Source organism: Pigmentiphaga sp. H8 (assembly GCF_003854895.1).
Taxonomy (GTDB): Bacteria; Pseudomonadota; Gammaproteobacteria; order Burkholderiales; family Burkholderiaceae_B; genus Pigmentiphaga.
Map to the genome: position 1 here is coordinate 5,078,075 of NZ_CP033966.1, position 23,566 is coordinate 5,101,640.

28 protein-coding genes are annotated in these 23,566 nt (G+C 66.9%); 7 read left to right on the forward strand and 21 right to left on the reverse strand.

Annotated features, from left to right (window positions below; genetic code table 11):
• Position 1 precedes the first annotated feature (1 nt).
• Entirely contained in the window at positions 2-1,504 is a 1,503-nt protein-coding gene (locus EGT29_RS23875) for a bifunctional 3-(3-hydroxy-phenyl)propionate/3-hydroxycinnamic acid hydroxylase (protein ID WP_124691318.1), read from the reverse strand.
• Positions 1,497-2,072 (reverse strand): VOC family protein, encoded by a 576-nt coding sequence (locus tag EGT29_RS23880; protein WP_124691319.1) that lies wholly within the window; start codon positions 2,070-2,072, stop codon positions 1,497-1,499. The genes EGT29_RS23875 and EGT29_RS23880 overlap by 8 nt, the downstream gene beginning before the upstream one ends.
• A 139-nt stretch (positions 2,073-2,211) precedes the next feature.
• On the opposite strand from EGT29_RS23880, the gene EGT29_RS23885 reads away from it, so the two are divergent.
• A complete protein-coding gene (locus tag EGT29_RS23885; RefSeq protein ID WP_124691320.1) occupies positions 2,212-3,186 on the forward strand; it encodes a tripartite tricarboxylate transporter substrate binding protein in 975 nt (324 codons plus the stop codon).
• On the opposite strand, the gene EGT29_RS23890 is transcribed toward EGT29_RS23885, so the two are convergent.
• The 10 genes from EGT29_RS23890 to EGT29_RS23935 are packed head-to-tail and all read right to left on the reverse strand — an operon-like array spanning position 3,173 to position 12,022.
• Positions 3,173-3,946: an aldolase/citrate lyase family protein gene (locus tag EGT29_RS23890; protein WP_124691321.1), complete on the reverse strand. Its 774-nt coding sequence runs from the start codon at positions 3,944-3,946 to the stop codon at positions 3,173-3,175. The genes EGT29_RS23885 and EGT29_RS23890 overlap by 14 nt on opposite strands.
• A gap of 13 nt (positions 3,947-3,959) precedes the next feature.
• The gene (gene hpaH / locus EGT29_RS23895) at positions 3,960-4,763 is read right to left on the reverse strand and encodes a 2-oxo-hept-4-ene-1,7-dioate hydratase (RefSeq protein WP_124691322.1); all 804 of its coding nucleotides are present in this window, start codon (positions 4,761-4,763) and stop codon (positions 3,960-3,962) included.
• A 50-nt stretch (positions 4,764-4,813) separates the two neighbouring features.
• Complete coding sequence (locus tag EGT29_RS23900) at positions 4,814-5,647, reverse strand: alpha/beta fold hydrolase (protein ID WP_124691323.1); 834 nt, start codon at positions 5,645-5,647, stop codon at positions 4,814-4,816.
• A gap of 10 nt (positions 5,648-5,657) precedes the next feature.
• Entirely contained in the window at positions 5,658-6,491 is an 834-nt protein-coding gene (locus tag EGT29_RS23905; RefSeq protein ID WP_124691324.1) for an SDR family NAD(P)-dependent oxidoreductase, read from the reverse strand.
• Positions 6,488-7,060: a 3-phenylpropionate/cinnamic acid dioxygenase subunit beta gene (locus EGT29_RS23910; protein WP_202865563.1), complete on the reverse strand. Its 573-nt coding sequence runs from the start codon at positions 7,058-7,060 to the stop codon at positions 6,488-6,490. The genes EGT29_RS23905 and EGT29_RS23910 overlap by 4 nt, the downstream gene beginning before the upstream one ends.
• A 4-nt stretch (positions 7,061-7,064) precedes the next feature.
• Positions 7,065-8,372 carry an SRPBCC family protein gene (locus EGT29_RS23915; protein WP_124691325.1) on the reverse strand — a complete coding sequence of 436 codons (1,308 nt, stop codon included), beginning with the start codon at positions 8,370-8,372 and terminating at the stop codon, positions 7,065-7,067.
• Positions 8,369-9,202, reverse strand: a complete 834-nt coding sequence (locus EGT29_RS23920) for a protocatechuate 3,4-dioxygenase (RefSeq protein ID WP_124691326.1) — start codon at positions 9,200-9,202, stop codon at positions 8,369-8,371. The genes EGT29_RS23915 and EGT29_RS23920 overlap by 4 nt, the downstream gene beginning before the upstream one ends.
• On the reverse strand, positions 9,187-9,471 hold the full coding sequence (locus EGT29_RS23925; protein WP_124691327.1) for an extradiol ring-cleavage dioxygenase: 285 nt from the start codon (positions 9,469-9,471) through the stop codon (positions 9,187-9,189). Before EGT29_RS23925 ends, EGT29_RS23920 begins: the two co-directional genes overlap by 16 nt.
• 3 nt (positions 9,472-9,474) lie before the next feature.
• Entirely contained in the window at positions 9,475-10,434 is a 960-nt protein-coding gene (locus tag EGT29_RS23930; RefSeq protein ID WP_124691328.1) for a tripartite tricarboxylate transporter substrate binding protein, read from the reverse strand.
• Positions 10,435-10,459: 25 nt separating this feature from the next.
• Positions 10,460-12,022: an AMP-binding protein gene (locus tag EGT29_RS23935; protein WP_124691329.1), complete on the reverse strand. Its 1,563-nt coding sequence runs from the start codon at positions 12,020-12,022 to the stop codon at positions 10,460-10,462.
• Positions 12,023-12,192: 170 nt separating this feature from the next.
• Between EGT29_RS23935 and EGT29_RS23940 the strand changes: the two genes are divergently transcribed.
• Positions 12,193-13,119: a nitronate monooxygenase family protein gene (locus tag EGT29_RS23940; RefSeq protein WP_238160187.1), complete on the forward strand. Its 927-nt coding sequence runs from the start codon at positions 12,193-12,195 to the stop codon at positions 13,117-13,119.
• On the opposite strand, the gene EGT29_RS23945 is transcribed toward EGT29_RS23940, so the two are convergent.
• The gene (locus EGT29_RS23945) at positions 13,112-13,771 is read right to left on the reverse strand and encodes a TetR/AcrR family transcriptional regulator (protein WP_161567941.1); all 660 of its coding nucleotides are present in this window, start codon (positions 13,769-13,771) and stop codon (positions 13,112-13,114) included. The two genes, EGT29_RS23940 and EGT29_RS23945, sit on opposite strands and share 8 nt — an antisense overlap.
• 177 nt (positions 13,772-13,948) lie before the next feature.
• On the opposite strand from EGT29_RS23945, the gene EGT29_RS23950 reads away from it, so the two are divergent.
• Entirely contained in the window at positions 13,949-14,404 is a 456-nt protein-coding gene (locus EGT29_RS23950) for a hypothetical protein (protein WP_124691332.1), read from the forward strand.
• A 4-nt stretch (positions 14,405-14,408) separates the two neighbouring features.
• Positions 14,409-14,717, forward strand: coding sequence for a type II toxin-antitoxin system RelE/ParE family toxin (locus tag EGT29_RS23955; RefSeq protein WP_124691333.1), 309 nt, complete (start codon positions 14,409-14,411; stop codon positions 14,715-14,717).
• Positions 14,718-14,743: 26 nt separating this feature from the next.
• On the opposite strand, the gene EGT29_RS23960 is transcribed toward EGT29_RS23955, so the two are convergent.
• From EGT29_RS23960 to EGT29_RS23985, 6 genes are read right to left on the reverse strand one after another with little or no spacing between them, the layout of a single operon-like run.
• Complete coding sequence (locus EGT29_RS23960) at positions 14,744-15,730, reverse strand: tripartite tricarboxylate transporter substrate binding protein (RefSeq protein ID WP_124691334.1); 987 nt, start codon at positions 15,728-15,730, stop codon at positions 14,744-14,746.
• Positions 15,723-16,100 carry a chorismate mutase gene (locus EGT29_RS23965; protein ID WP_124691335.1) on the reverse strand — a complete coding sequence of 126 codons (378 nt, stop codon included), beginning with the start codon at positions 16,098-16,100 and terminating at the stop codon, positions 15,723-15,725. Before EGT29_RS23965 ends, EGT29_RS23960 begins: the two co-directional genes overlap by 8 nt.
• 32 nt (positions 16,101-16,132) lie before the next feature.
• Positions 16,133-16,444, reverse strand: a complete 312-nt coding sequence (locus EGT29_RS23970; protein WP_124691336.1) for a non-heme iron oxygenase ferredoxin subunit — start codon at positions 16,442-16,444, stop codon at positions 16,133-16,135.
• A gap of 7 nt (positions 16,445-16,451) precedes the next feature.
• Positions 16,452-16,925: an aromatic-ring-hydroxylating dioxygenase subunit beta gene (locus EGT29_RS23975; RefSeq protein WP_124691337.1), complete on the reverse strand. Its 474-nt coding sequence runs from the start codon at positions 16,923-16,925 to the stop codon at positions 16,452-16,454.
• A gap of 19 nt (positions 16,926-16,944) precedes the next feature.
• Entirely contained in the window at positions 16,945-18,204 is a 1,260-nt protein-coding gene (locus EGT29_RS23980; RefSeq protein WP_124691338.1) for an aromatic ring-hydroxylating dioxygenase subunit alpha, read from the reverse strand.
• Between the two features lie 44 nt (positions 18,205-18,248).
• Positions 18,249-19,232, reverse strand: coding sequence for a 2Fe-2S iron-sulfur cluster-binding protein (locus EGT29_RS23985; protein ID WP_124691339.1), 984 nt, complete (start codon positions 19,230-19,232; stop codon positions 18,249-18,251).
• 115 nt (positions 19,233-19,347) lie between these two features.
• Here EGT29_RS23985 and EGT29_RS23990 point away from each other — a divergent pair, with 115 nt between their 5' ends.
• Complete coding sequence (locus tag EGT29_RS23990; RefSeq protein ID WP_124691340.1) at positions 19,348-20,253, forward strand: LysR family transcriptional regulator; 906 nt, start codon at positions 19,348-19,350, stop codon at positions 20,251-20,253.
• Between the two features lie 18 nt (positions 20,254-20,271).
• Here the strand turns inward: EGT29_RS23990 and EGT29_RS28535 are convergent, their stop codons facing one another.
• Positions 20,272-20,442, reverse strand: a complete 171-nt coding sequence (locus tag EGT29_RS28535; RefSeq protein WP_161567942.1) for a hypothetical protein — start codon at positions 20,440-20,442, stop codon at positions 20,272-20,274.
• A gap of 186 nt (positions 20,443-20,628) precedes the next feature.
• Here EGT29_RS28535 and EGT29_RS23995 point away from each other — a divergent pair, with 186 nt between their 5' ends.
• Entirely contained in the window at positions 20,629-21,612 is a 984-nt protein-coding gene (locus tag EGT29_RS23995) for a ribokinase (protein WP_124691341.1), read from the forward strand.
• On the opposite strand, the gene EGT29_RS24000 is transcribed toward EGT29_RS23995, so the two are convergent.
• A complete protein-coding gene (locus EGT29_RS24000) occupies positions 21,596-22,381 on the reverse strand; it encodes a GntR family transcriptional regulator (protein WP_124691342.1) in 786 nt (261 codons plus the stop codon). The genes EGT29_RS23995 and EGT29_RS24000 overlap by 17 nt on opposite strands.
• Positions 22,382-22,512: 131 nt before the next feature.
• On the opposite strand from EGT29_RS24000, the gene EGT29_RS24005 reads away from it, so the two are divergent.
• The gene (locus EGT29_RS24005) at positions 22,513-23,559 is read left to right on the forward strand and encodes a phosphate/phosphite/phosphonate ABC transporter substrate-binding protein (protein WP_124691343.1); all 1,047 of its coding nucleotides are present in this window, start codon (positions 22,513-22,515) and stop codon (positions 23,557-23,559) included.
• Positions 23,560-23,566 lie beyond the last annotated feature (7 nt).

Genomic DNA, 23,566 nt, shown 5'->3' on the forward strand with positions numbered 1-23,566 from the left:
GTCATCGGGACAGAGCCACCTCGGCCGCCGGCAGGCGGGCCGTGATGCGCTCGAGTTCGTCGGAAGTGTGCGCCACGCCCATCACGTAGCGGTCGGGACGCAGCACGATGGCGCGCGCGCCGTGCGCGTCGAGCCAGGCCGCTAGTGTACGGCCCGGACGGTCGAGCACCACCGCGTCCATCGCGCGCCACCGCTCGCGCGTGGATTCCCCCACCCCGCCCACCACGCCGGGCTCGCCGATGATCGCCATGCGGTTGCCCAGCGCCTCGTCCAGCAGCCTGCCGTCATCCAGGCGCGGCTGCGGAAATGGCAGCCCCGCGGGCGCGGGCGCATCGCCCTGGAGTCCCGGCCCCAGGGCGGGCGAGGGGAACTCGAAGATCTCCGGTTGGCCGGCCGAGAAGCGCCGGTCGCGTTCCCGAGCCGCATCGGGATCGGTGGCCTGGATGATGGCGCCCAGGCGCACGGCCAGTTCCACGAAGGCCCGCACATGGGGTGCGCGCTCGGACTCGTAGGAATCCAGCAGTGCATCGCCGGCACGCCCGCGCAGCACCGCCTCGAGCTTCCAGGCCAGATTGGCGGCGTCGCGCATGCCGGCGCACATGCCCTGCCCCAGGAAAGGGGGCGTCTGATGCGCGGAATCGCCAGCCAGCAGCATGCGGCCCTTGCGCCAGCCATGCGCCAGCACGGAGTGGAAGGTATAGACCACGGCGCGTTCGAGGTCGGCCTGCTCGGGGGTGACCCAGCGGCGCACGAGCTTCCACAGCGTATCGGGCCGGACCAGGGCCGCGGTGTCGTCCCCCGGCATGACCATGATCTCCCAGCGCCGGCGGCGTCCGACCACGTTGCAATAGGTCATGGGCCGCGCGGGGTCGCAATACTGCACGGTGTGCGCCGGCAAGGACGAGCCGTCGTCCTTCAGGATCGCGTCGAAGACCAGCCACGGCTGGTGCAGGCCCAGGTCCTCCATCCTGCTGTCCATGGTCTTGCGGACCAGCGACCGGGCGCCGTCGCAGCCGACCGCATAGCGCGCGCGCGCGGTGCCGCCGTCCGACAAGTCCAGTTCGACCCAGTCGCCGCGTTCGCACAAGGCCGTCACTTCGCAGCCCAGCCGGACCGCCACGCCGGCGTGGCGGGCAACGCCTTCACGCAGCACGCGCTCCAGTTCGGGCTGGTGGAAGTAGTAGTTGTTGGCGCATCCGTGCGGCCCGTCGTCGGCCGTGCCCCCCCGGATCAGCAGGGTCCGGCCTTCGGCGTTGACGAAATGCATGCCCTGGCTGCCCGGCCGCGCCGCCTCCAGCACCGCCTCCCGCAGGCCGGCGCTCTGGAAGATGCGCATGACCTCGCCGTCGAAATGAATGGCACGCGGCAAGGGATAGACCTGGCGCTCCTTGTCCAGCACCAGCACCGACAATCCCGCCTGCCCCAGCAGGTTGGCCAGCATGGCCCCCACCGGCCCGTAGCCGACGATCGCCACGTCGGCCGTCATCGATGGACGTTCACGCATGCTGGTCGGCTTCCATGCGACGGGCGACCTCGGCCTGCCATTGGGCACGCGGCTGGAAGCGGGGGTAGCGGCGGGCGATGGCCTCTGCCTTGCGCAGGATCTCCTCGTCGCTGTCGTGAAAGTCCACCGGTTCGCGCAGCGGCTGCTCGCAGTACCAGTCGGTGTCCATGAACAGTTCCAGCCGGTTGCCCTCCGGATCCCGGCAATAGATGGACACCGCGTTGCCGTGGGTGACGGGCTGGATGTCGTCCACGCCGGCCGCCACCAGGCGTTCGTGGAAACGCCGTAACGTGGACAGGTCGGGGACCCGGAACGAGATCTGGTTCACGACGCTGAACCGCAGATCCTCGGGACGCCCCGAGGCCAGGACGATCTGGTGATGCTCGGCCGGGTCGCGGCTCAGGAAGATGAGGCGGGTATGGCCCAGGTTGCCGCGGTCCGTCTCGGTGAACCGCAGCACGGTCCGGTAGAACTGCGCCATCGCATCGATGTCGCGCGCATACAGCCCCAGATGGCTGAAGGCGAGCGGCAGGCCGGCCTGGGGAGCATGGGAGGGTTGCACTGCCATTTTTCCTCCTTTCGTTCTCTTTAAAAGAGAATAAAAGTTGATTTTTTGGTTGTCGTGTGTTTTTAATATATACGAATTCTCTTAATTTGATAATAGACTTACAAAAATCACGGAACGTGATGATCCCAGGAGACGACCCATGAATTCGCTGTTACGCCGCATCGACCTGCCCGCCATCGCCTTGGCGGCCCTCGTTTCGGCCGGCGCCCAGGCCGAGGACTACCCCGCCCGGGCGGTCCGCATCATCGCCCCTTTCGCCGCCGGCACCGGGCCCGATGCCAATGCCCGCGAAATCGCGGCCGAGCTGACCAAGGTCCTGGGGCAGAACGTGTTCGTGGACAACCGGCCGGGGGCCTCGGGCATCATCGGCACCGAGGCGGCCGCGCGCGCCACGCCCGACGGCTACACCCTGTATATCGGCACCACCAGCACGCTGTCGGTCGTGCCGCACCTGTACTCCAAGCTGCCCTTCGACGCGGCCAAGGACCTCACGCCGGTCAGCCTGCTCGGCATCCTGAACACCGGCCTGATCGCCACGCCCAAGCTGCCCGCCAACGACGTCCGCGCCCTGCTGGCCCTGATGAAGGCCAAGCCCGACGCGGTCAACGTGGCTACGCAGGGGCCGGGCAGCTACTCCCACCTGTCGGGCGAATGGTTCGGATTCAGCGCGAACACCCGGCTGAATTTCGTGCCGTACAACAGCAACAGCCCCTATGCCGATCTGCTGGCGGGCCAGGTGCAATTGATGTTCGACGGACTCCCGGCCGCGGCGGGCAACATCCGCGCGGGCAAGCTCAAGCTGCTGGCGATCACCGGCAAGCAGCGGCATCCCACCTTCCCCGACGTGCCGACCTTCGCCGAATCGGGCATCGCCGATTTCGAGCCCATTGCCTGGCAGGGGCTGCTGGCGCCGGCCGGCACCCCCAAGGCCATCGTCGACAAGCTGAGCGAGGCCATGCGCAAGGCCGCGCAGTCGCCGGAGCTGGCCGAGAAATGGCGCTCGTATGGCGGAGAACTGAAAGGGAACACGCCGGCGGAATTCGCGGCGTTCATCGCGGCCGACCGCGCCAAGTGGGGCGAGGTCGTGCGCAAGGCCAAGGTCAAGCTGGATTGACCCAGGCGGCGGCCAGATCGCGGGTGGCCCGCGCCAGCAACGCGGCATCCACGCCCACCGCGACGAAGCTGGCGCCCTGCTCCAGATGCTGCCGGATCACGGCGGGATCGGTGGCCAGCGTGCCCACGGCCTTGCCCTGCGACAGCGCCTGTCGCCGCGCCAGGTCGATGGCTGCCCGCACCTCGGGATGGCCCGGATCCCCCAGCCGTCCCATGGAGGCGGCCAGATCGGCCGGACCGATGAAGATGCCGTCCACGCCCTCCACCCCGGCGATCTCGGCGACACGCTCCACGCCCGCCGCGGTCTCGACCTGGGCCAGTACGCATATCTGCCCATTCGCCGCGTGCAGGTAGTCCGCATAGCGGGCCCAGCGCGAGGACCGCGCGATGGAACTGCCCACGCCACGCGTGCCGTGCAGCGGATATCGCGTCGCCGCCACGATCGCGCTCGCCTGCGCGGCGGACTCGACCATGGGAACCAGGAAATTCTGGACGCCGATCTCCAGGTATTGCTTCAACAGCACGGCATCGCCTTCCGGCACGCGGACGACCGGTGCCGGCGCGTAGGCCGCCAATACCTGCAACTGAGCCAGGACGGTGCGCAGATCGTTGGGGCCGTGTTCTCCGTCCAGCAACAGCCAGTCGAATCCGGCCTGGGCGCAAATCTCGAGGCTGTAGGGATCGGCCATCGCGGCCCACAGGCCGATCAGCCGCCGGCGTTCGGTCAACGCGCGCTTGAAGGCATTCTCGGGCAGATTCATGCGGTGGCCCTCGTCAAGCGAAACGGAAGCTGATCGACCCCAGCCGCCCGTAGTCCGCATGGAAGGTGTCTCCACGCGCGCCCGCCACGGGCCGGGTGAAGGATCCCGCCAGGACGATCTCGCCCTCGGCCAGCGCTTCGTCATGCCGCGCCAATTTGTTGGCCAGCCACGCGATGCCGGTGGCCGGATGGCCCAGCACGGCGGCGGCGAGCCCCGACTCCTCGATGATTCCGTTCTTGTGCAGCAAGGCGCCGCACCACCTCAGGTCCACGGCATCCGGCCGTACCGGCCGGCCTCCCAACACCACGCCGGCGCTGGCGGCATTGTCCGAAATGGTGTCGAAAACCTTACGCGGCCGGCCCGACTCCCTGTCCATCTGTTCGATGCGCGCATCGATGATCTCGAGCGCGGGCACCACGTAGTCCGCGGCGCGCAGCACGTCGAAGACAGTCACCCCCGGTCCGCGCAGCGGCCGGCCGAGCACGAAGGCCAGCTCCACCTCCACACGCGGCGCGAGAAAGCGGTCATGCGCAATGTCATGGCCCGACTCGTGGAACATGTCGTCCAGCAGGGCGCCATAGTCGGGCTCGTCGATCTGGCTGGACTGCTGCATGGCGCGCGAGGTGAGTCCGATCTTGTGCCCGCGCAGCGTCCGGCCACTCTGCTGCTTCAGGCGCATCCAGGCCCGCTGGATGCCATAGCCGTCGTCCACCGTCATGTCGGGGTGGCGCAGCGAAAACTGCCGCACCGGCACGCGGCTGAGCTGAGCCGCCTCCAGCTCCACCGCGAGCCGCAATGATGTATCGGGATCCAGCACGGGATTTCCTTGTCGGAGAGTGAATGCGTTTCACGCGAACGGCATGACACTCATGCCAGGAATGACGTGGCCAGTTGGACGAAGGCTTCCTGCCTCTCGATCTGCACCCAATGGCCGCATTGGCCGAACATGTGCAGATCGGCGCGCGGACACCGCCTGGCGATGCGAAGGCCGCATTCCACGGGCACCCGCTGGTCGTCGCGGCCGTGCAGCACCAGGACGGGGGCCTCGATCGACGCCAGGTCCGGCTCCGGAATGCCCTTGACCATCCTGATTTCTCCCGGCTGCCCAGGCTCGGGAAACAGCTTGCGGTAGGCGTCCATTCCCCCCGCCAGCAGGCTGACCTCATGGCGCAGCCTTACCATCTCGTCGGTGATCACGGCCGGATCGTGGGGGAACGTGCGCAGCAGCTCCGCCATGTTCTCCAGCGACGGCTGGTAGTACCAGGACCGCGCCGACGAGGCGCGCTGCTCGAACTCTCCGGCCGGCGTGCCCATGAGCACCATCCGGCGGACGCGATGCCCATTGCGCAGCGCCACGGCCAGCGCCAGCGCGCCGCCGAACGAATTGCCCACCAGATCGGCCTGCTGCACGCCCATGGCATCCATGAATCCCAGCAGATGCTGGACCCATACCTTGATGTTGTACCGCGCACCCGGCTGCCGCTCGGTGAAGCCGAAGCCGACGATGTCCGGGACCAGCACCCGGTGCCGGCGCGCGAACGCGGGCATGACGCCATGCCAGTTTTCCCAGCCGCTGACCCCTGCCCCCGAACCGTGCAGGAAAATGACCGGCGGCCCGTCGCCCGCCTCGTGATAGTTCGTGCGCAATCCGTTGGCCTCGACGGTCTTGCCCACGGCCGGATGTCTCGCGGAAATGTCCATGCCCGTTTCCTCAGATCGAGCGGGCGGCCACGCCGCCGTCGCTCATGAATATTTCGCCGGTGACCGCGCGCGCGTTGTCGCGGCTGGCCAGCAGCACATAAAGGCCGGCGTGGTCGCGCGGCCGCTGCGCGAACGCCAGCGGCACCGCCGCCGATACGCGTTCGTCAAAGGCGCGCGGATCGGCATCGATCTGGCGGCCACCATGTCCCAGCGTCTGCGTGCCCCGCAGTCCCGTCAGCGTGCCGCCCGGCCCGACGCCGTTCACCCTCACCCTGGGTGCCAGCTCCAGGGCCAACTGACGCACCAGGCCGACCACGGCGTGCTTGCCCATGGTGTAGAGCACGCCTCCGCCCCCCGCATGGAAGCTGGCCACCGAGGCGGTAAAGATCATGCAGCCACCGGCTGCCTCCAGCGCCTCGCGCGCGGCCATGGCCGCGTACAGATAGCCGCGCAGGTTGACCGCGAACAACTCGTCCATCGTCGCCGCCAGGGCCGAGGCGGTATAGCCTCTCAAGGGCCGGCGAAAATCGAACAGCCCCGCGTTGCCCACCAGCACGTCCAGGCCGCCGTAGCTTGCCCGCGCGCGTTCGACCGCCCGTTCGTGGACCGCATGGTCGCGTACGTCGCCGACCACCGGTTCGACGCGACTCCCGTGCTCCCGGGCCAACTCGTCCAGGCCAGCCCGGTCGGCATCCACGCATACCACGCCCAGCGCGCCTTCTTCCAGGTAGCGTTCGGCCACCGCGCGGCCGATGCCGCTGGCCGCTCCGGTAATGACCGCGACCTGCCCCGCCAGCCAGCCGGACGAGGAAGAAGCGCCGCGTTCGAGAGCCCGTGTATTCATAGGAATACGTTCAGGTTCTTGGCCAGCAGGACGGTCTGCGTGATGACGATCTCGCGCGACGCCAGGCGCAGGCCGCCGTCCTCCACGCGCCGCAGCACGTCGTTGCGGCGGCCGGACAACCAGTACTCTTCCGCCTCGCCCCTGCCCCGGCAATTGACGAAGGCGGAGTACACCCGGCATTGGCCGGGCGCATCGGTCAGTTCGACCTCGATATTCGAGATGATGTGGCAGGAGCGGGTCGGCGGATCCTCGGCCCATGCCGTCGGATCGAGAAAACGGGTCACCCGCCGCCGCATGTTCAGCAGGTCGTCATCGAAGAATGCCATGCGCCGGGGATCGAGCCTGGGCTTCTTGTCCCGCCGGTGGCGCGACTGGATACCAGGCATCCAATAATGGACATCCTCGGTCATCAGTCCCAGCCACTCCTGGTAGCGTTCGTCGTCCAGCAGGCGGGCCTCGCGATACAGGAACTGCTCCACTTCGAACACCAGGTCCCGCGGCGGCAGCATCGGCGGCGGCGGCGCGACCGGCTTGCGCAGGATGGGGGTCTCGCCTAGGTTCACGGGCATATGCTCAGCTCCTGGATGCGTGCGCGCGCTCGTCGCACATCAGCTTCAGCCACTGGCGGTAGAAGGCGCGCTGGTTCGAATCGTTGTACTTGCGCAGATGCACCGCCCCCTTCAGCTCGGGATGCTGGATGCCGCTGTCCAGGCCCAGCGCGTAGTGCAGCTTCTGGCGCCGGGTCACCACGCCATCGTTGGTCTGCGTCGAGTTCTCCCAGTTGTCGCCATCGTCCATCTCCAAGGTGCCCGACGGCGAGAAAGTCCTCATGACCCCCTTCATGTACAGGCTCTTGAGGCTTTCAGGCGCGGACTTGTTGACCAGCACCCAGGTATGCAGTTCTATTCCCTTCGGCCCCTTGGGATGCCAGGTGCGGAAAGTGCTCTGGCCGGGCAGGAAGGACATATGGGGAAACAGGTTGGCCGAACTGATGGACCCCACCATGCGCGATCGCAGCTTGCCCAGGCGGGCGGCTACTTTCTCCTCGCGCTCGCGCAGGTAGTCGACGATGTCCTGTTCGCCCAGCACCATCGCGTTGCCGACCATGTCGAGGCCGAATTGCCAGCCATGTCCGTTGACGTTGATCTGGTAGCTGTTCTCCTGGTTCGACTTGCCCACGCCCATCCCCAGCATCGCCATCGCGCCCGAGTTGTGCGTCCAGGCGGCGTGGTACGAATCGCCGGCGAAGTTCTCCGCCGGGAACTTCCAGTTGCATGCCATGCGCGACTTGATGCTGCCTTCCAGAAATTCCGTACCGTCCTCATCGTTGTCCAGCAGCACGTCCAGGTACCAGCGATAGTCGCCCAGGTAATCCTCCAGGCCGGGCGCTTCCTCGTCGAAGGTCGCGAACACCAGTCCCTTGTAGGACACGACCCGGGCCCGGTGCAGGCCGAGATCGCCCGGATCGAAGCCAGGGCAGGTCTGCCGATAGACGTCCTCCTGGGGCAGCGCCACCAGCGCGCCGTCCAGCCCGAAAGTCCAGCCGTGATAGTTGCAGGTGAAGCGCCGGCGATTGCCGACCTCGGCCAGGCTGATGCGGTTGCCGCGGTGCGTGCAGGAGTTCAGGAAGACGTTGATCGCGCCATTGCCGTCCCGGGCCACGATCACCCCGTCCTCGCCCATGTAGGTGGTCAGGAAGTCGCCGGGTTCCGCGACCTGGCTCTCGTGCGCCACGAACAGCCAGCAACGGGCAAAGATGCGTTCGAGCTCCAGCCGGTAGACGGCCTCGTCCCAATACACGCGGCGGTCGATCGCGCCACGTTCCAGATCCACCAGCGCGCGGAGTTCGTCCGGACCGGGTTGAATAACGTCAGTCGTCATGCTGGCTCCAGGACTTCGGCGAACCCCAGGCCGGTCACCCATTCTTCGCCGTGCTCATAGCACAGCACTCGTCCGGTCCGGCCCGGCAGCGCGCCCATCATGCAAAGAAAATTCCTTATCTCGAAAGCGCCGTTGCCACCCTGCTCCAGGATCTCGGCATCGCTCATCTCCAGCAGGCCATGGGAATCGCCTCGCGCCACGCAATCGAGCACGCGATGGTCGAAGGCCTCGTTCACCCGTCCCATCTGCGGCATGCCGACCCAATGGCTGATGCCACCGGAACCGATCACCACGACGCGGTCGTCGGTGTCCCAGGCCTCGACCGCCGCGCGCAGGGCGCCGCCCAGTTGGTGGGCCCGCCGCAGCGATATCACCGGCTCCACGCCGCTGGCCAGGTAGACCGGTATCACGCCGCGCACCGAGGGATTGACGAGCGCGCACACGCGCGCGGGCAGGCCGATCGAATGGTCCACGCGCAGCACCTTGGCCACGGCCCAGTCGTATCCATGGTCCCGGCCATGGCGCGCGATGTGCCCGGCAAGCGGCGCATGGTTGGGAATCGCGCCCTGGTCGATGCCGGCGAACCTCTCATAAGGTCCGCTGACCTCGCCTATCCCGATCAGATAGCTCGGCAGGCATCCCGGCCCGAACAACACGTAGTGGTCGGCGCCGACCACGACCACCGCGGTGGCTTCCAGTTCGCCTATGCGGCGCGCGATCTCGCCATAGGCCGCCATGACCCGGTGCTGGCCTTCCGTCCAGCGCTCCCTGGGCATGTAGAAGATGCCGGGTTCATGCGGCATGACGAAGCCGCCTACGATGCTTGCCATGCCCCCTCCTCCCGCGCTTCGCGCAGCCTCGCCAGATAGGAGGCCCTCGTCCGCGACGGCGCGTTCATCATCCAATAGCCATAGGTCAGCAATGGGCTGACGCCCTCGCGCTGCAATTGCGCCACGTCGAATTCCACGACCATCCTGGCCTGGGCGGGTTCCAGGCGGTAGCGTGCAAGAAACCCCGCGGCATCAGCCGCGAAAGCCTCACGCGCATCGCGGCGCGTTCCCAGGTCGTACAGCACCTGCTCCAGCATGTATCCGCTCATGGCCTACTCCGCTTCCACGCCGGCCGCCCGCACGATGACGCCCCAGCGCTCGTTGTCGCGGCGAATGTAATCGGCGAACCCGGCCGGCGACATCTCGCGCGTGACCGCGCCTTCCTGCGCCAGCCTGTCGCGCATGCTCTGTTCCTTCATCGCCTTCGCCAGCGCCGCCCCCAACGTGGCGATGATGTCGGACGACGTTCCCTTGGGCGCCGACAGCCCGAACCAGGACGTGGCGACCACCTGGGGCAGTCCCTGCTCGGCGAATGAGGGGATGGCGGGCGCCGACGGCGACCGCTGTTCCGACGTCACGCCATAGGCGCGCAGTCGTCCGGCGCTGACATGGGAAAGCGTGCCCGGCATGCTGCCGAAGTACAGGTTCACCTGGCCCCCCACCACGTCCTGGATGGCCGGAGCTTCCCCACGGTAGGGCACGTCGCGGTACTTGGCGCCGATGGCGTTGAAGAACATGGCGGCCGTCAAATGCGAGAAGCCGCCCTTGCCGGTAGTCGCGATGGCCGTGCCGGCGGTATCGGCCTTCAGTCTGGAGACCAGTTCGGGCAGGTTGCGTGCGGGATACGACACGGGAGAAACCAGCAGGATGGGCGCTTCGCCGATGAACCCGATCGGAATGAACTCGTCCAGGCGATAAGGGAGCTTCTTGTAGATGTGGGGATTGACCGCGAACGACGTGGCCGTCGCGAGCAGGATGGTGTAGCCATCGTTGGGAGCCCTGGCTGCCGCGTCCACGCCCACGATGGTGGCCGCGCCCGCCCGGTTGTCGACGAATACCTCCTGCCCCAATGCCTCGGCCATGACCTTGGCCACCAGGCGCGCCAGCACGTCGGTGGTGCCGCCCGCCGGATACGGCACGATCAGCCGTATGGGGCGTTCCGGATACTTCGCCCAGCAGGGGAATCCCGCCAAGGCGGCCGACAGGGCCGCCGCGACCGCAATAGTTCGCATCGTCGTCTCCTCGGTGCGTGCTCGTTCAGATGGCCGCCGCCCGCCCGGCCCAATAGGGATCGCGCAACTTGCGCTTCATCAGCTTGCCGGAGTCGTCCCGGGGAAGCTCATCGACGAAGACGAACTCCCGGGGAACCTTGAAATTCGCCAGCTTGCTCTTCAGGAAGCCGCGCAGCGCGTCTTCCGACAGGGCAAGGCCATCGGACGGCAGCACGAAGGCCACCAGCCTTTCCCCGTACTCGGCATCGGGCACGCCGATCACCGCGCTGTCGGCCACGCCCTCGTGCTCGGCCAGCGCGCATTCGATCTCGGCGGGATAAATGTTCACGCCACCGGAAATGACCATGTCCTTCTTCCGATCGACCAGGAACAGGTAGCCGTCTTCGTCCAGATAGCCGATGTCGCCGTTGGTAACCAGCCCGTCGCGGTCGACCTGGACCCGCTGCGCGTCGGCGTTCAGGTAGGTGAAGTTGGGCACCCCTTGCAGTCCCACGTAGATCTCGCCGATCTGCCCGGCGCCAAGGCGCTCGCCATTCTCGCCATAGACACGCAGTTCCCGTCCCGGCCAGGCCCGGCCGAGGGTTCCTGGCCGGGCCAGCCACTCCTCGGACGAACTGCGGCTGGCCATGCCGGTTTCCGTCGCCCCGTAGTACTCGTGGATGACCGGCCCCCACCAATCGATCATGGCCTGCTTGATCTCGCGGGCACAGGGCGCCGCGCCGTGGATGACGAACTCCAGCGAACTCAGGTCATGGCGCGCCCTGACCGCCTCGGGCAGGCGAAGCAGCCGCACGAACATGGTGGGAACCAGGTGCAGGTGGGTGATGCGCTCGCGCTCGATCAACGCCAGCAATTCCTCGGCATCGAATCTCGGCATCAATGCGATGCTGCCTCCCGAGTTCAGGACCGACCGGGTATAGGTGTTGGGCGCGCTGTGATACATGGGGCCGGCCATGACGGTACGCACGCCGGGGCGCAGGTCGAACCATTGCTGCGACAGCGCCGCGAAGCGGCGGGCCGCGTCCGGCTCGAGCGCCGCGCGCCGCACCCCCTTGGGCCGCCCCGTGGTTCCGCTGGTATAGATGATGCTGCCGCGAGTACCCGCCGCGGAGCGATCCTCCAGCTCGCCATGGGCCGCGATCACTTGCTCCAGGCTCTCCACCCCGGAAGGCACGGCACAGCATCCGGCGTCCAACCCGTAGGCCCGCTGGATCTCGGGCGGCGTGGGACTGGCGATGACCCGCACGCCGCGTGATATCGCCCCGCCCATCCCCGCCAGCAGATCCGCATGGGCCAGCAGTACCGGCGCCGCCGCATCGGCAAGGATGAATGCCGATTCGTCCGCTTTCTGGTGCCAGTTGATGGGCACCGCATAGGCCCCGAGCAGGCTGGCGGCGATCATGGACTCAAGGAAGCAGAGGTCGTTGCGCATCAGTATCGCGAGCGCGTCGCCTTCCCTGACGCCTCCCTCGCGCAGGCCCTGCGCCAGACGCGCGCCGCGAGACCAGAGCGAGCGCAGCGCAACGCTGCGTTCGCCGATCGACGCGTGACCGGATGCTGGGCCAAAGGAGTGGTCGGAGCTCGTCATTGCTTCTTGCCTTGAACTGGATTCCGTTCCATACTGGTCGGTATGGAAGCTACTCTATTGAACGCCCCCATGACCGTCAACCCTGGGAGAAACCCTTGAACACGCCTCCTCCGCGATCGCACCGCGTTACTCATCCATGGCGCCTGCGCATCCCCGCGATGGGCTCACCCATGTTCATCGTCTCGTCGAAGGAACTGGTGGCGGAGCAATGCAAGGCGGGCATCATCGGAGCCTTCCCATCCTTGAACGCGCGCCCGGAAAGCGAGCTGTCGCTCTGGCTCTCCCATGTGCAGGCGCAGATAGATGAATGGAACCGCGGCTCGCCGCCATGGCCCGCTGCCCCCTACGCGGTCAATCTCATCGTCCACCCCAGCAATCCGCGCCTCGCGCACGATCTGGACGTCGTATGCAGGCACGCGGTCCCCATCGTCATCACGAGCCTGAATCCGCCCGGCAACGTGGTCGAGCGCGTACACGCCTACGGTGGCATCGTGCTGCACGACGTCTCGACGCTGCGCCATGCGCGCAAGGCCGTCGATGCCGGCGTCGATGGCCTGATCCTCGTTTGCGCGGGGGCCGGCGGACATACCGGCAGCATCAATCCGATGGCGTTCACCGCGGAGGCGAGGCGTTTCTTCGATGGGCTCATCGTGCTGTCGGGGTGCATCGCCGAAGGCCGCCAGGTGCTGGCCGCACAGGCAATGGGGGCCGACCTGGCCTACATCGGCACGCGCTTCATCGCCTCGCACGAGGCCAACGCCCAGTCGTCTTACAAGAACATGGTGGTGGATGCGACGGCGGCCGACATCGTCTGCAGCGATGCGGTCACGGGGCTGCCCGCCAACTACCTCGTCCGCAGTTTCGAGGCGGCGGGAGTCGACATCGGCACGCTGGCGTCACGCGAACGCCGCAGTTTTTCATTCGGCAAGCGGGCGGACAGCGGCGAGGCCAAGGCATGGCGCGACGTCTGGAGCGCCGGCCAGGGCGTGGGCGCGGTCGCTGAGATCGCATCCACCGCCGCCATCGTCGATGGACTGGCGGCCGAATATGCCCAGGCCCTGGCGGATCTCGAACGCTTGGCCGGGCGGGCTACTTGACGGGCGAAGGGAAGAAAATGGTGTCGAGCGCGGCCTGCCGCATCGCCAGTTTCTGCTGCTCGGGGTAGGCGAAGATCAGGCGCAGGCCCGTCGAAAAACTATAGTGCAGGCAGGCCAGCAGTTCCGGATCGACCTTGGCGCCCATCTCGGCATACAAGCTGGTCAGGTAGGTCAGCCGCTGCTGGTCGACGTCGGCCACGGCGCTGCGCACGGCGGGATTCGTCCGGGCCCAGTTGCGCACGGCCAGTTCGATGGCGCCGCCGAATTCGTCGATGGGCGAGTTGGTGCCGATGAAGGCGATCAGGCGGATTTTTTCCTGAGCGGACGTAGACGCGCTTTCGACGATCTCGATCACGCGCAGGGTCGCGTGCTGCTTCCACTCCTCGATCAGCGCGAGCAGCAGGTCGTCGCGCGATTCGAAATGCCAATAAAAGCTGCCCTTGGTCACTCCCAGATCCGTGGCCAGGCGTGGGATCAACACGGCGTCCACCCCGGATTGAGCCAGCACGCGCAGGCCTGCGCGCACCCAATCGGCCCGCTGCAGGTCGGTCTTGACGCCTCGCGCCGACGCCGTGCGCCGGCCCGGCTTCGGGTTTGCCGCCTTCTCCGGCTCGGCCTGAGGCTTGCGCTTCGTTCCAGTCTCGTTCTTCATATGCGATGAGCCATCCTGATGATCCCCGGCATGCGCGGCGGGCCGGCTTGTGTGATGCCGGCTCCTATTTTGCAACATGCCCGCCAGTTCACGGGTGATACTTCTTGTCCTGAAATTGCATGAAATCAATAAACTCTGCACAATAGTTATTGATTTCCTTCACTTCAGGAGAACGCCATGCTAAGCATGACCCTTGAGCAGCTTCGCACTGTCAGCGAGGTCGGCGGCGTTACCGACGTGACACTGAAAGGACAAGGCGGCGCCTTCCTTGTCCAGATATCGACACGCAACGGATCTGACGCCGTATTGACCAAGGCGCGCAGCAGCGAACCCCGGCGTTTCAGCAACCCGGCCGCAGCATTGAACGTCCTGCGCATCGCGGGCATTACTATGGGCCGCTTCGATGCCAGCGAATGGGATCCAGCAGCTCGCGAACCGGTCGCCCGCTCCAGCGACGGCCGCGCTCAAGCGCTGCGCAAGGCCCACGAAGCGGCCGCCTATAACTCATGGATAGCCGACGAGATCCAGGCGGCCATCGACGATCCGCGGCCGAGCACCCCGCACGATGACATCATGACCAGGATGGAAACCCGCGTCGCCCGCCACAAGACGGCAGCAGCAAAACGCTCCTGAACCAATGTCGAAGACGACACCGCTTTACCAAATCCTCTGGCGCCCCCTGGCCGAGGCGGACCTCGAAAGCATCATCGACTACATTGCCCAGGACAGTCCGGCCGAAGCGTTGGCGTTCGGCCGGGAACTACGCGATAAGACCTTGCTGCTCGCGCAGCATCCCAAGAGCGGCCGTACCGGCAGGCCGGGCCTGCCTGGCTTCGTGAGGGAACTGGTAGTGCATCGGCACTACATCGTTTTTTACCGTATACAGGCCAAGGCTCGCATCGCGGAAATCCTGAGGCTCAAGCATACGGCGCAGATGTTCCCCTGACCTTGTCCAGCCCGACGGCATGACCGCTATTGCCCCTTCAACCCCAGCTTCCTGATCAACGGCGCCCAGCGCTTGAGCTCGTCGTCCATGTAGCGGCGGAACTCCTGCGGCGTCGTGGCGGCGGGCTCCATGTACTGCGTCTCGAGCTTCTTGCCGACCTCGGGGTCCTTCAGCGCGGTGATCAGCGCATCCGACAGCTTCTTCTGGATGTCGGCCGGCACCTTGGACGAAATCACGAAGCCTATCCAGGCCGACCCCTCGATGCCGGGCACGCCGGCTTCGCTCAGGGTCGGGATGTCGGGCAGCAGGGCCGAACGCTTGGACGAGGTCACCGCCAGGGCCTTGAGCCGGCCGTCCTTCACCATGGGCATGACGGCGATGGGCGGCAGCGCGGCGAACTGGGTGTCGCCGGACAGCAGCGAGGTCAGCGCGGCCGGAGACGAAGGATAAGGCGCGTGCACCGCCTTGGCGCCGATCTGCTGCAGCATCAGCTCCACCGACAGGTGCGAGACCGTGCCGGCGCCGGTGGACGGGAAGTTGTACTTGTCGGGGTTCTTCTTCAGCGTATCCAGCAGTTGCGCCACGTTGGCGATGCCCGACGAGGCCGGCACCACCAGCACGTTGGGCTGGTGCACCGCCAGCGTCAGCGGCGCGATGTCCTTGGCGGGATCGTAGGGCAGCGAGTCGAACAGCACCGTGTTGTTGACCAGCGGGCCGGTAATCGACACGCCGAAGGTGTAGCCGTCGGGCGGCGCCTTGGCGATGGCGTTGGTGCCGATGTTGCCGCTGGCGCCGGGGCGGTTCTCGACCACCACGGTCTGGCCCAGGAGGCCGCCCAGGCGATCGCCCACCACGCGCGCGACCTGGTCGGGGCTGGAGCCGGGTCCGAACGGCACGATCAGTTTCAGCGGACGGGCCGGCCAGGCCTGCGCCTGGGCCGCGAGCGGCAGCGCGCAGGCCACCAGCGCGGCCATCATTCCTCGCGCCGCGGCGCGCTTCCATTCCTTATGCATGTCCGTCCTCCGTACTGGTCATTCTGTCATGATACTTCTGCTCGACGGCGATGAACGCGGCCACCAACGCCCGGTAGCCGGCATCCACCACGTCCTCCAGGCCCTCGAACCCCCGGTTGTGGCGGGTGGCCAGCGCGCGTACCTTGGCGAACACCTCGGCCTGGCGCGCCGGGGCGCTGACCTGGAAGGCGTCCTTCTTGAAGCGCGCGGCATCCTTCACGTACATGGCGCGCTGCGCCAGCAGCGCCACGATCTCGTCGTCGAGCCGGTCGATGTTGGCGCGGACCTCGGCCAGCGTCGCGCACAGCGGGCGATAGGCCGGATCGGTATAGGCCCGTAGCGGGCGGCCGGCCTGGTCAGGCTCCTGCATGCATGTCTCCTTGTCGCAAGTACCGCATCGGGCTAGCTCAGCTGCAGCCAGATGCGTCCGCCCTCGACCTTGAGAGGGTAGGTCTTGATGTCTTCGGTCAACGGCGCGCACATCGCCTTGCCGTTGCGCACGTCGAAGCGGCCCTGGTGCAGCGGGCATTCGATCTCGGCGCCCTCCAGGAAGCCATCGCACAAACGTGCGTGGCCGTGCGTACAGATGTTGTCGGTAGCGTAGAACGCTCCTTCCACGCTGTACAGCGCCAGGTCCTTGCCCGCCGCCTGCACGCCGATCACGTCGTCTTCCGGCACGTCATCCGTCGCCGCCACATCGGTCCAGTCTGCCATGGTCACCTCAAATCGGATAGATCAGGGAATTGGGAATCATCTCGGTATCGAACACGCACACGCGCGACGCGAACTTCAGTCCCTCGGGGGTGCGCCGGATGCGGTCGATGTAGCGGCCCACGTTGAACACCGTGGACTCGCCGGTCAGCTTGGTGCGGAACACGGCGTAGTTCGCCTCCACGTGCAGCTCGCCGCCCTCGTCCTTCAGGATGCGGGGCAGGCCGCACACGTGCCGCTGGTAATAGGGATCGTGGAACAGGGTCTCGCTGATGCCGTAGACGCGGTCCTTCAGCATGCCCTTGCTGATCAGGTAGAGCGTGGCCAGCGGCAGCCCGCGGTCGAAGTTCTCGCGCGGCTGGATCTTGTACTCGCACTCGTCCAGGAAGAAGTCGGGCCACTCCGCCCATTGCCGGCTGTCCACGACCGCCGCGTAGTCGGCATGCAGGCGGACCACTTCCAGGTAGGTCTGCAAATCGTTCATGTTCGTTTCTCCAGGCCCCTCAGACATCCATCACTTTGCGCCAGTATTCGTACATGCCGCGGATCAGCGTCTCGGTCACCATGTGGTCCGTGTTCTCGACGCCGGTCCCGCCCAGCTCCGCCAGCGCGCGGTGGTAGGGCTTCTGCTCGAAACCGCTTTGCGAGAACTCGATGACCTCGCCGTCGTCGGCCGACACGAAGCCCGCCGGGCCGAACAGGTTGGCCTGGACCAGGCGGCGCTGGATCATCTCCGGCGTGTCGTCGTCGAAGGCGAAGTGCGTCCAGACGAAGTCGAACGAACCATGCCCGTTCGGCTGGATGTGCCGCGTGGAAACGCTGTTGACCTGCTGCTGGAAGATCACGCTGGGGAAGATCGTCATCATCACGGCGGTGGGCTCGCCCCACCACGGCTCGTGGACGATGTCGAGCAGGCGCTTGTCATTGATCTCCATCGTTTCCTTGAAGCTGGTCACGCCGGCGGTGACCTCGGACTTCACGCCCGCCGAGCCGCGCGTGGAGATCATGGCGGCGTGGCGGAACCGGTCGTCCATCTTCAGCTCGGACTTGTTGTCGGCGCGCCAGAGACCGTAGGTGATGAACCAGGTATGCAGCAGCCCCGGATGGTACGGGTCCTTGATGTTCTCCTGCATCAGCTTCCAGTTGCCCGGGATGCGCTGGCGGTTGTAGCCCAGCAGCTTGAGCTTGCGGCCGTTGAACAGGCGGTCGAAGTAGCCCAGGATGACCGGCCCCAGGAATTCCTCCAGCGACGGCACGTCATGGTCGAACGAGGCGAACACGACGCCGCCCCGGGTGGCGACCTTGAGCTTGTTCAGGTTGTTGTCGGCGGTCTTGAAGTCGGCCGGCATGCCGCCGTTGACCTTGCCGCCCTGCTTGACCCCGCGCCGGAACGGCACGCCCTGCAGGTCGCCTTTCAGCGTGTAGTTCCACTGGTGATAGGGACAGACGAGTTCCTTGCGGTTGCCGCTGCGTTCGCGGCAGAACTGCATGCCCCGGTGCGCGCAGACGTTCTCGATCACATGGATGGTCTCGTCCTCGGCGCGGGTCATGATGACCGAGCGCTCGCCCACCACGGTGCGCTTGAAGTCGCCCGGATTGGGAATCTCGGCCTCCAGGCCGATGTAGTTCCAATGGCCCGAATAAAAGAAGCGTTCCAGCTCCTTCTTGTAGAGCGACTCGTCGGTATAGGCCCAGAACGGGATGCGGCTGGAACCGCTGTCCTTCCATTCGAGTTCGCGCGGGAAAACGGTGGTTTCGCCCATGCTTGCCTCCTTGTCGTGATGGTTGGGATCGCGCGCGGGCGCGGTCAATCGCTGCTTGCGTAGAATGCGTCGGCGTAGACGTGGTCGGCGGACAGCCCCTTGCGCGCCAGCACCAGCGTGGCGGCGTCGACCATGGGCGGCGCCCCGCACAGGTAGGCGCGCCAGCCCGACAGGCCGGCCCAGTCGGCGTCGACCGCGTCCGTCACCAGGCCGCTGCGGTGTCCCGGCAGTTCGGCCCCGGCCGCCACGACGACGTGCACGTGCAGATTGTCATGCCGGGCCGCCAGCTCGTCGAGCCAGGATTTGCCATAGACGTCCTGCTCGGAACGCACGCCGAAGTACAGGTGGATGGCGTTGCGCATACCCGCCTCGAGCGCGCCGCGCACGATGGACAGCACGGGCGCCAGCCCGGTCCCGCCGGCCACGCACAGCATCGGGCCGGCGTGCTTGCGGCGCAGGTAGGCCGTGCCTAGCGGGCCGCTGACGCGCACCTGGTCGCCTGCTTTCAATTGGGTGTCGATGTAGCCCGAGACGCGGCCGCCGGGCACCACCCGCACGTGGAACTCCAGTTCGTTGCCGCTCAGGCAGGCCATGGAATACGGCCGGATGTGCTCGGGCGTGAATTGCAGCGTCGCGTACTGGCCGGGCGAGAATTCCAGCGTCTTGGCTGATCGCAGGACCACGCGGCGGATATCGTGGGTGACGGCCTCGACGCTGGCCACGGAAGCCTTGAGCACCTTGGCCGGATGCACCACCAGTTCGTCGACCTCGGGGATTTCGATGGTGCAGTTGTCCGTCAGCACGCTCATGCAGGCCAGCACGTAGCGGCCATCGTGCGGATTGGTGAGTTTGGCCTCGCGGCCCGACTCCAGCACGCCGCCGTCCAGCACCTTGCATCGACAGGTGCCGCAACGGCCGGCCATGCAGCTGTAGGACACCGGCACGTCGTTGCTGCGCAGGGTCTGCAGCAGATTCGCGCCCGGCTCCACCGCCAGCGAGCGGCCCATGGGCTGAACGACCAATTCCATGTGTGTCTCGCGTCTTGGAGTAGTTGGTTTCGTCGACGAAAGTATAGGAACGGGTCAATTATTTATATATAGAATATCGTGAATAGACTCAATCACCAGCGTGAATGGTAGCCTCATGGAACTGAAAGACATCGACCTGAATCTGCTGGTCGTTTTCAACCAGATGCTGATGGAACGCAAGGTGTCCGGCGCGGCCCAGAAGCTCGGGCTGACGCAGCCTGCCGTCAGCAACGCGCTCAACCGGCTGCGCAAGCTGCTGGGCGACGACCTGTTCCTGCGCACCACCCGCGGCATGGAACCCACGCCCTATGCGCGGCAACTGGCCGAGCCGATCGCCTATGCGCTCGGCACCATCCAGGACACGCTGAACTTCCGCAGCAGCTTCGATCCGGCCAGCAGCAGCCGCACCTTCACGGTAGGCATGACGGACATCGGCGAGATCTATTTCCTGCCCAGGCTGATGGAGGCTACCGCCCGGATCGCGCCCGGCGTGTCGATCAACACGGTGCGCAACACCACGGTCAACCTCAGGGATGAAATGGAAGCCGGCCACGTGGACCTGGCCATCGGGCTGCTGCCGCAGCTCAATGCCGGGTTCTTCCAGCGCCGCCTGTTCACGCAGAACTACGTCTGCATGTTCCGGCGCGGCCACGAACTGGACGGCCGCAAGCTGACGCTGGACGCGTTCCGCAAGGCCGACCACGTGGTGGCGGTATCGGCCGGCACCGGGCACGGCATCGTCGATGAATTCATGAAGAAGAAAGGCGTGCAGCGCAAGGTGCGCCTGACCGTGCCGCACTTCGTGGCGGTCGGCCACATCCTGCGGTCGACCGACATGATCGCCACCGTGCCCGAGCGCTACGCGGACGAGTGCCTGGAACCGTTCAACCTGACCGCGGTAAACCATCCGGTGGCGCTGCCCCGGATCGGCATCAATCTATTCTGGCACGCGAAGTTCCACCGCGAACCGTCCAACCAGTGGCTGCGCGGCCTCATCTTCGACGAGTTCTCGGACAAGTAAGGCCGCGCGCGGCCCGCGCTATTTCCGGGCCGTTTCCACCTTGCCGTGATGGTGGTTGGAGGGGGTGGCATCCTGCCGGGTCTCTTCATCCTTGTCCGAGCCGTTGAACATCATCAGGAGCTTGACCAGGATGTATATGACGGCCACCGTTGCCGCGATGATGCCGATAAAGACCAGAAATGTTGCCATGGCGAGTCCTCCTATTGAGAACTTCCAGTCTAGTGGCGGCACCCCCGCCGTAACCGTCGCGACGGTTACTATCCGGAAAGGGGCCATTTGGCGCTCACGCCCGCCATGCGCGCGATTCGGGCGCCAAAGACCATTACGAAGTCGTAATGCAAGACGCTCGCCGGCGCAGGAGGGGTTTGCTCGACCATGAAAGGCCACCCGCGACACCAGGTCCCGAGCCTGTCGGACACGCCGCCGCGCATCGTCGTCCTGGGCAGTTTCATGCAGGCCTGCTGCTGGGAAATGGACCGGCTGCCCCGGTTGGGCGAGACCCTGCGGGCCCGCGGCTTCGTCGCCGAGGCGGCGGGCAAGGGCCTGGCCGTGGCGGTGGGATGCCATCGGCTGGGCGCCCGGGTCGACCTGCTGATGGCGATCGGCAACGATGCCCCGGCCGACCGCCTGCTGTCATGGCTGCACGGCGAAGGACTGGACACCCGGCGGGTCCTGCGCTGCGGCCAGCCCTCGGGCCACGGCGCGGGGTTCATCGACGCCAACGGCGACAACCAGATCGTCGTGCATCCCGGCGCCAACGAGGCGCTGGGAACGGACCAGGTCGCCGCGGCGGAAGGCGACATCGCTTCGGCCGCGCTGCTCTATGCCCAGCTCGAAGTCCCCCTCGACACGGTGTGCGCGGCGCTGGCGCGAGCCCGCGCGCACGGGATCCTGTCCGTGCTGAATCCGTCTCCCTGGCAGGCCCTGCCAGACGACCTCCTGGCCTGCACCGACGTGCTGGTCGTGAACGCCGGCGAAGCGCAGTCCTTGCTGGAATGCCCCTTGCCAGCCGGCCGGAACGAGCGGCTGCGCCGAATCGCGGCGGCCTTGCCCATGCTGTGGCGGCGCTGGCCCGGGAGCTGGCTGGTCGTCACGCTGGGAGACCAGGGCAGCGCGGCGTGGCATCGCGACGGCACGCACCACGTGGCCGCGCCCATTCCCGCCCGCGCGGTCAAGACCATAGGCGCGGGCGACGCCTTCAGCGCCGGCCTTTGCTGGGCGCTGGCCGGTGGAAGGGACATGGCGGACGCGCTGAAAACAGCCGGCGCCTGTGGTGCGTGGTCGGTCGCCCACGCCGGCATCCTGGCCTCGCTGCCCGATCACGCCGGGCTCCAGGCCATGCTCAGGACCGGAGCTTGAGCCGGTAGACGTAGGCGTCGCCGCGAAACGTGCCTTCCACGTATTCGACCAGCGTGTTGTGGACCGAATGGGATCGCCGCTTCAGCAGCAGGCAGGGGCCGGGCTGGGAAAAACCGAAGACCTCGCCTTCCTGCGGCGAGCTGAGCACGGCCTCGACCGACTGGTCGGCCCAGGCCAGTTCGATGCCGCAATGTTCGCGCAGGTAGGCGTACGCCGAGCCCTTGCCGTCCCATGCCGCCAGCGCGGGCGCGACGGCAAGGTCGTACCACGCGACCTCGCGCGACATGGGCGCGTCGTCGGCCAGACGCACGCGCACCAGCTTCAGGAACTCGGCATTCGAGGGCCGCCCGAAGATCGACGCCACCATGCGGTCCTGGACCACGGCACGCTCCAGCACCCGGGCCGAGGGCTCCAACCCCAGTTCCCGCATTTCCTCGGTGAAGCCCTTGAGCCGCTGCATGGCCGGCGACACGCGCGGAGCCGCCTTGACCACGGTGCCGCCGCGCCCCTGCGAACTGGCCACCGCCTGGGCGTCGCGCAGCGCGTCATAGCAGCGCTTGATGGTCGTGCGGCTGAGGTTCAGCGCCTGGGCCAGCACGCGCTCGGACGGCAGCCCGTGGCCGGGGCGCAGGTCGCCGCCGTCTATCAACGCCTGGATCTGGCGCTGCAACTGGATGTAGTACGGCGTGGTGACGGTGTCGTGCAGGCGCAGCCGCGAAAGCAGCAACTCCAATACCGGGTCGGCCGGGGCGGGCGCTTGCAGGGGCATGGGCAGGAGGGGCTCGAAGGGGAATATTGTGACGCGCCTTGCAATGGACACAAAAAAAGAATCCAATTACAGCAAAACAAGATACCAAAAATAAATCCATAAGCACAGATCCGATTCATCAGGACGCGCCCATGCCTGTTTTTCGCCGTCCGCCGCGGCGCCTTTCCCGGTTCGTGGCGCCCGCCCTGCTGCGCCTGGCGGCGCTGGGGCTGGTGGCCGCCGCCTCCGCCGTCCACGGCCAGTCGCTCAGGCTGGGCGTGCTGCCGGTCGAAGGTCCGCTGGAAACGCGCAACGACTGGGTGCCCCTGGTCACGGACCTGTCGCGGGCGCTCGGCCAGCCGGCGCGGCTGCTCGCGCCGACGTCCTATGACGCCATGGCCTCGGCCCTGCGGCGGGGCGACATCGACCTCGCGGTGCTGTCGGGCCAACTGGCCATCGACGCCGTCACCCGCTATGGCATGACGGTGATCGCCCGCGGGCTGCCCGCCGACTCCGACCGCCATCGCACCGTCCTCATCGCCCGGCGCGGCGCCGCGCCCGCCACGCTGGACCAGATGCTGGCCCTGTCGACCAAGTGGCGCCTGGCGCGGGGCGAGGTGCGGTCCTTCTCGGGCTATCTGGTGCCGCAGCTCCAGTTGTTCCTGCCGCGCGGGCTGCGCATGGAGGCCTTCTTCGCGACCGAGGTCCAGGGCAGCCACCAGACCAATGCGCTGGCGGTCGCCAACGGCGAAGCCGACGTGGGCCTGACCACCGGCTCCGACCTGGCGCGCTTCAAGGAACGTTTTCCGATGGAATACGGCCGGCTGGCGGTGCTGTGGCGATCGGACCCGCTGCCCGCGCCGCTGGTCGTGGCCCGGCGCGCGCTGCCGGAATCCGTGCGGGCGCGCCTGGCCGCCCACCTGACTTCATTGGAACAGACGCGTCCGGGCCAGGAACAATTGGCCCGGCACGATCTTGCCGGATTCGAGCCCGCGGGCGACGCCGCGCTGCTGGACAACGCCAGCCTCGTGTACCGCTTCGATCGGCAAAGCGCGTTGCAGGGCAGTTGGACCGACGAAGCCGCGCGGCAGACGCGGCTGACGCGCATCGAACACGAGTACGCCTCCCTGCGCGCGACGCTGGACCGGCCGCCACGGCGCAAGGCCCAGGCGATGTCCGCCGCCGACACGTCGCACTAGGGCCCTG

What these genes read in the sequence shown, in the direction of transcription:
- EGT29_RS23875 (WP_124691318.1), bottom strand. Translation starts at nt 1,504, where the DNA reads ATGCGTGAACGTCCATCGATGACGGCCGACGTGGCGATCGTCGGCTAC.
- EGT29_RS23880 (WP_124691319.1), bottom strand. Translation starts at nt 2,072, where the DNA reads ATGGCAGTGCAACCCTCCCATGCTCCCCAGGCCGGCCTGCCGCTCGCC.
- EGT29_RS23885 (WP_124691320.1), top strand. Translation starts at nt 2,212, where the DNA reads ATGAATTCGCTGTTACGCCGCATCGACCTGCCCGCCATCGCCTTGGCG.
- EGT29_RS23890 (WP_124691321.1), bottom strand. Translation starts at nt 3,946, where the DNA reads ATGAATCTGCCCGAGAATGCCTTCAAGCGCGCGTTGACCGAACGCCGG.
- EGT29_RS23900 (WP_124691323.1), bottom strand. Translation starts at nt 5,647, where the DNA reads ATGGACATTTCCGCGAGACATCCGGCCGTGGGCAAGACCGTCGAGGCC.
- EGT29_RS23905 (WP_124691324.1), bottom strand. Translation starts at nt 6,491, where the DNA reads ATGAATACACGGGCTCTCGAACGCGGCGCTTCTTCCTCGTCCGGCTGG.
- EGT29_RS23910 (WP_202865563.1), bottom strand. Translation starts at nt 7,060, where the DNA reads ATGCCCGTGAACCTAGGCGAGACCCCCATCCTGCGCAAGCCGGTCGCG.
- EGT29_RS23915 (WP_124691325.1), bottom strand. Translation starts at nt 8,372, where the DNA reads ATGACGACTGACGTTATTCAACCCGGTCCGGACGAACTCCGCGCGCTG.
- EGT29_RS23920 (WP_124691326.1), bottom strand. Translation starts at nt 9,202, where the DNA reads ATGGCAAGCATCGTAGGCGGCTTCGTCATGCCGCATGAACCCGGCATC.
- EGT29_RS23925 (WP_124691327.1), bottom strand. Translation starts at nt 9,471, where the DNA reads ATGAGCGGATACATGCTGGAGCAGGTGCTGTACGACCTGGGAACGCGC.
- EGT29_RS23930 (WP_124691328.1), bottom strand. Translation starts at nt 10,434, where the DNA reads ATGCGAACTATTGCGGTCGCGGCGGCCCTGTCGGCCGCCTTGGCGGGA.
- EGT29_RS23935 (WP_124691329.1), bottom strand. Translation starts at nt 12,022, where the DNA reads ATGACGAGCTCCGACCACTCCTTTGGCCCAGCATCCGGTCACGCGTCG.
- EGT29_RS23940 (WP_238160187.1), top strand. Translation starts at nt 12,193, where the DNA reads ATGTTCATCGTCTCGTCGAAGGAACTGGTGGCGGAGCAATGCAAGGCG.
- EGT29_RS23945 (WP_161567941.1), bottom strand. Translation starts at nt 13,771, where the DNA reads ATGAAGAACGAGACTGGAACGAAGCGCAAGCCTCAGGCCGAGCCGGAG.
- EGT29_RS23950 (WP_124691332.1), top strand. Translation starts at nt 13,949, where the DNA reads ATGCTAAGCATGACCCTTGAGCAGCTTCGCACTGTCAGCGAGGTCGGC.
- EGT29_RS23955 (WP_124691333.1), top strand. Translation starts at nt 14,409, where the DNA reads ATGTCGAAGACGACACCGCTTTACCAAATCCTCTGGCGCCCCCTGGCC.
- EGT29_RS23960 (WP_124691334.1), bottom strand. Translation starts at nt 15,730, where the DNA reads ATGCATAAGGAATGGAAGCGCGCCGCGGCGCGAGGAATGATGGCCGCG.
- EGT29_RS23965 (WP_124691335.1), bottom strand. Translation starts at nt 16,100, where the DNA reads ATGCAGGAGCCTGACCAGGCCGGCCGCCCGCTACGGGCCTATACCGAT.
- EGT29_RS23970 (WP_124691336.1), bottom strand. Translation starts at nt 16,444, where the DNA reads ATGGCAGACTGGACCGATGTGGCGGCGACGGATGACGTGCCGGAAGAC.
- EGT29_RS23975 (WP_124691337.1), bottom strand. Translation starts at nt 16,925, where the DNA reads ATGAACGATTTGCAGACCTACCTGGAAGTGGTCCGCCTGCATGCCGAC.
- EGT29_RS23980 (WP_124691338.1), bottom strand. Translation starts at nt 18,204, where the DNA reads ATGGGCGAAACCACCGTTTTCCCGCGCGAACTCGAATGGAAGGACAGC.
- EGT29_RS23985 (WP_124691339.1), bottom strand. Translation starts at nt 19,232, where the DNA reads ATGGAATTGGTCGTTCAGCCCATGGGCCGCTCGCTGGCGGTGGAGCCG.
- EGT29_RS23990 (WP_124691340.1), top strand. Translation starts at nt 19,348, where the DNA reads ATGGAACTGAAAGACATCGACCTGAATCTGCTGGTCGTTTTCAACCAG.
- EGT29_RS28535 (WP_161567942.1), bottom strand. Translation starts at nt 20,442, where the DNA reads ATGGCAACATTTCTGGTCTTTATCGGCATCATCGCGGCAACGGTGGCC.
- EGT29_RS23995 (WP_124691341.1), top strand. Translation starts at nt 20,629, where the DNA reads ATGAAAGGCCACCCGCGACACCAGGTCCCGAGCCTGTCGGACACGCCG.
- EGT29_RS24000 (WP_124691342.1), bottom strand. Translation starts at nt 22,381, where the DNA reads ATGCCCCTGCAAGCGCCCGCCCCGGCCGACCCGGTATTGGAGTTGCTG.
- EGT29_RS24005 (WP_124691343.1), top strand. Translation starts at nt 22,513, where the DNA reads ATGCCTGTTTTTCGCCGTCCGCCGCGGCGCCTTTCCCGGTTCGTGGCG.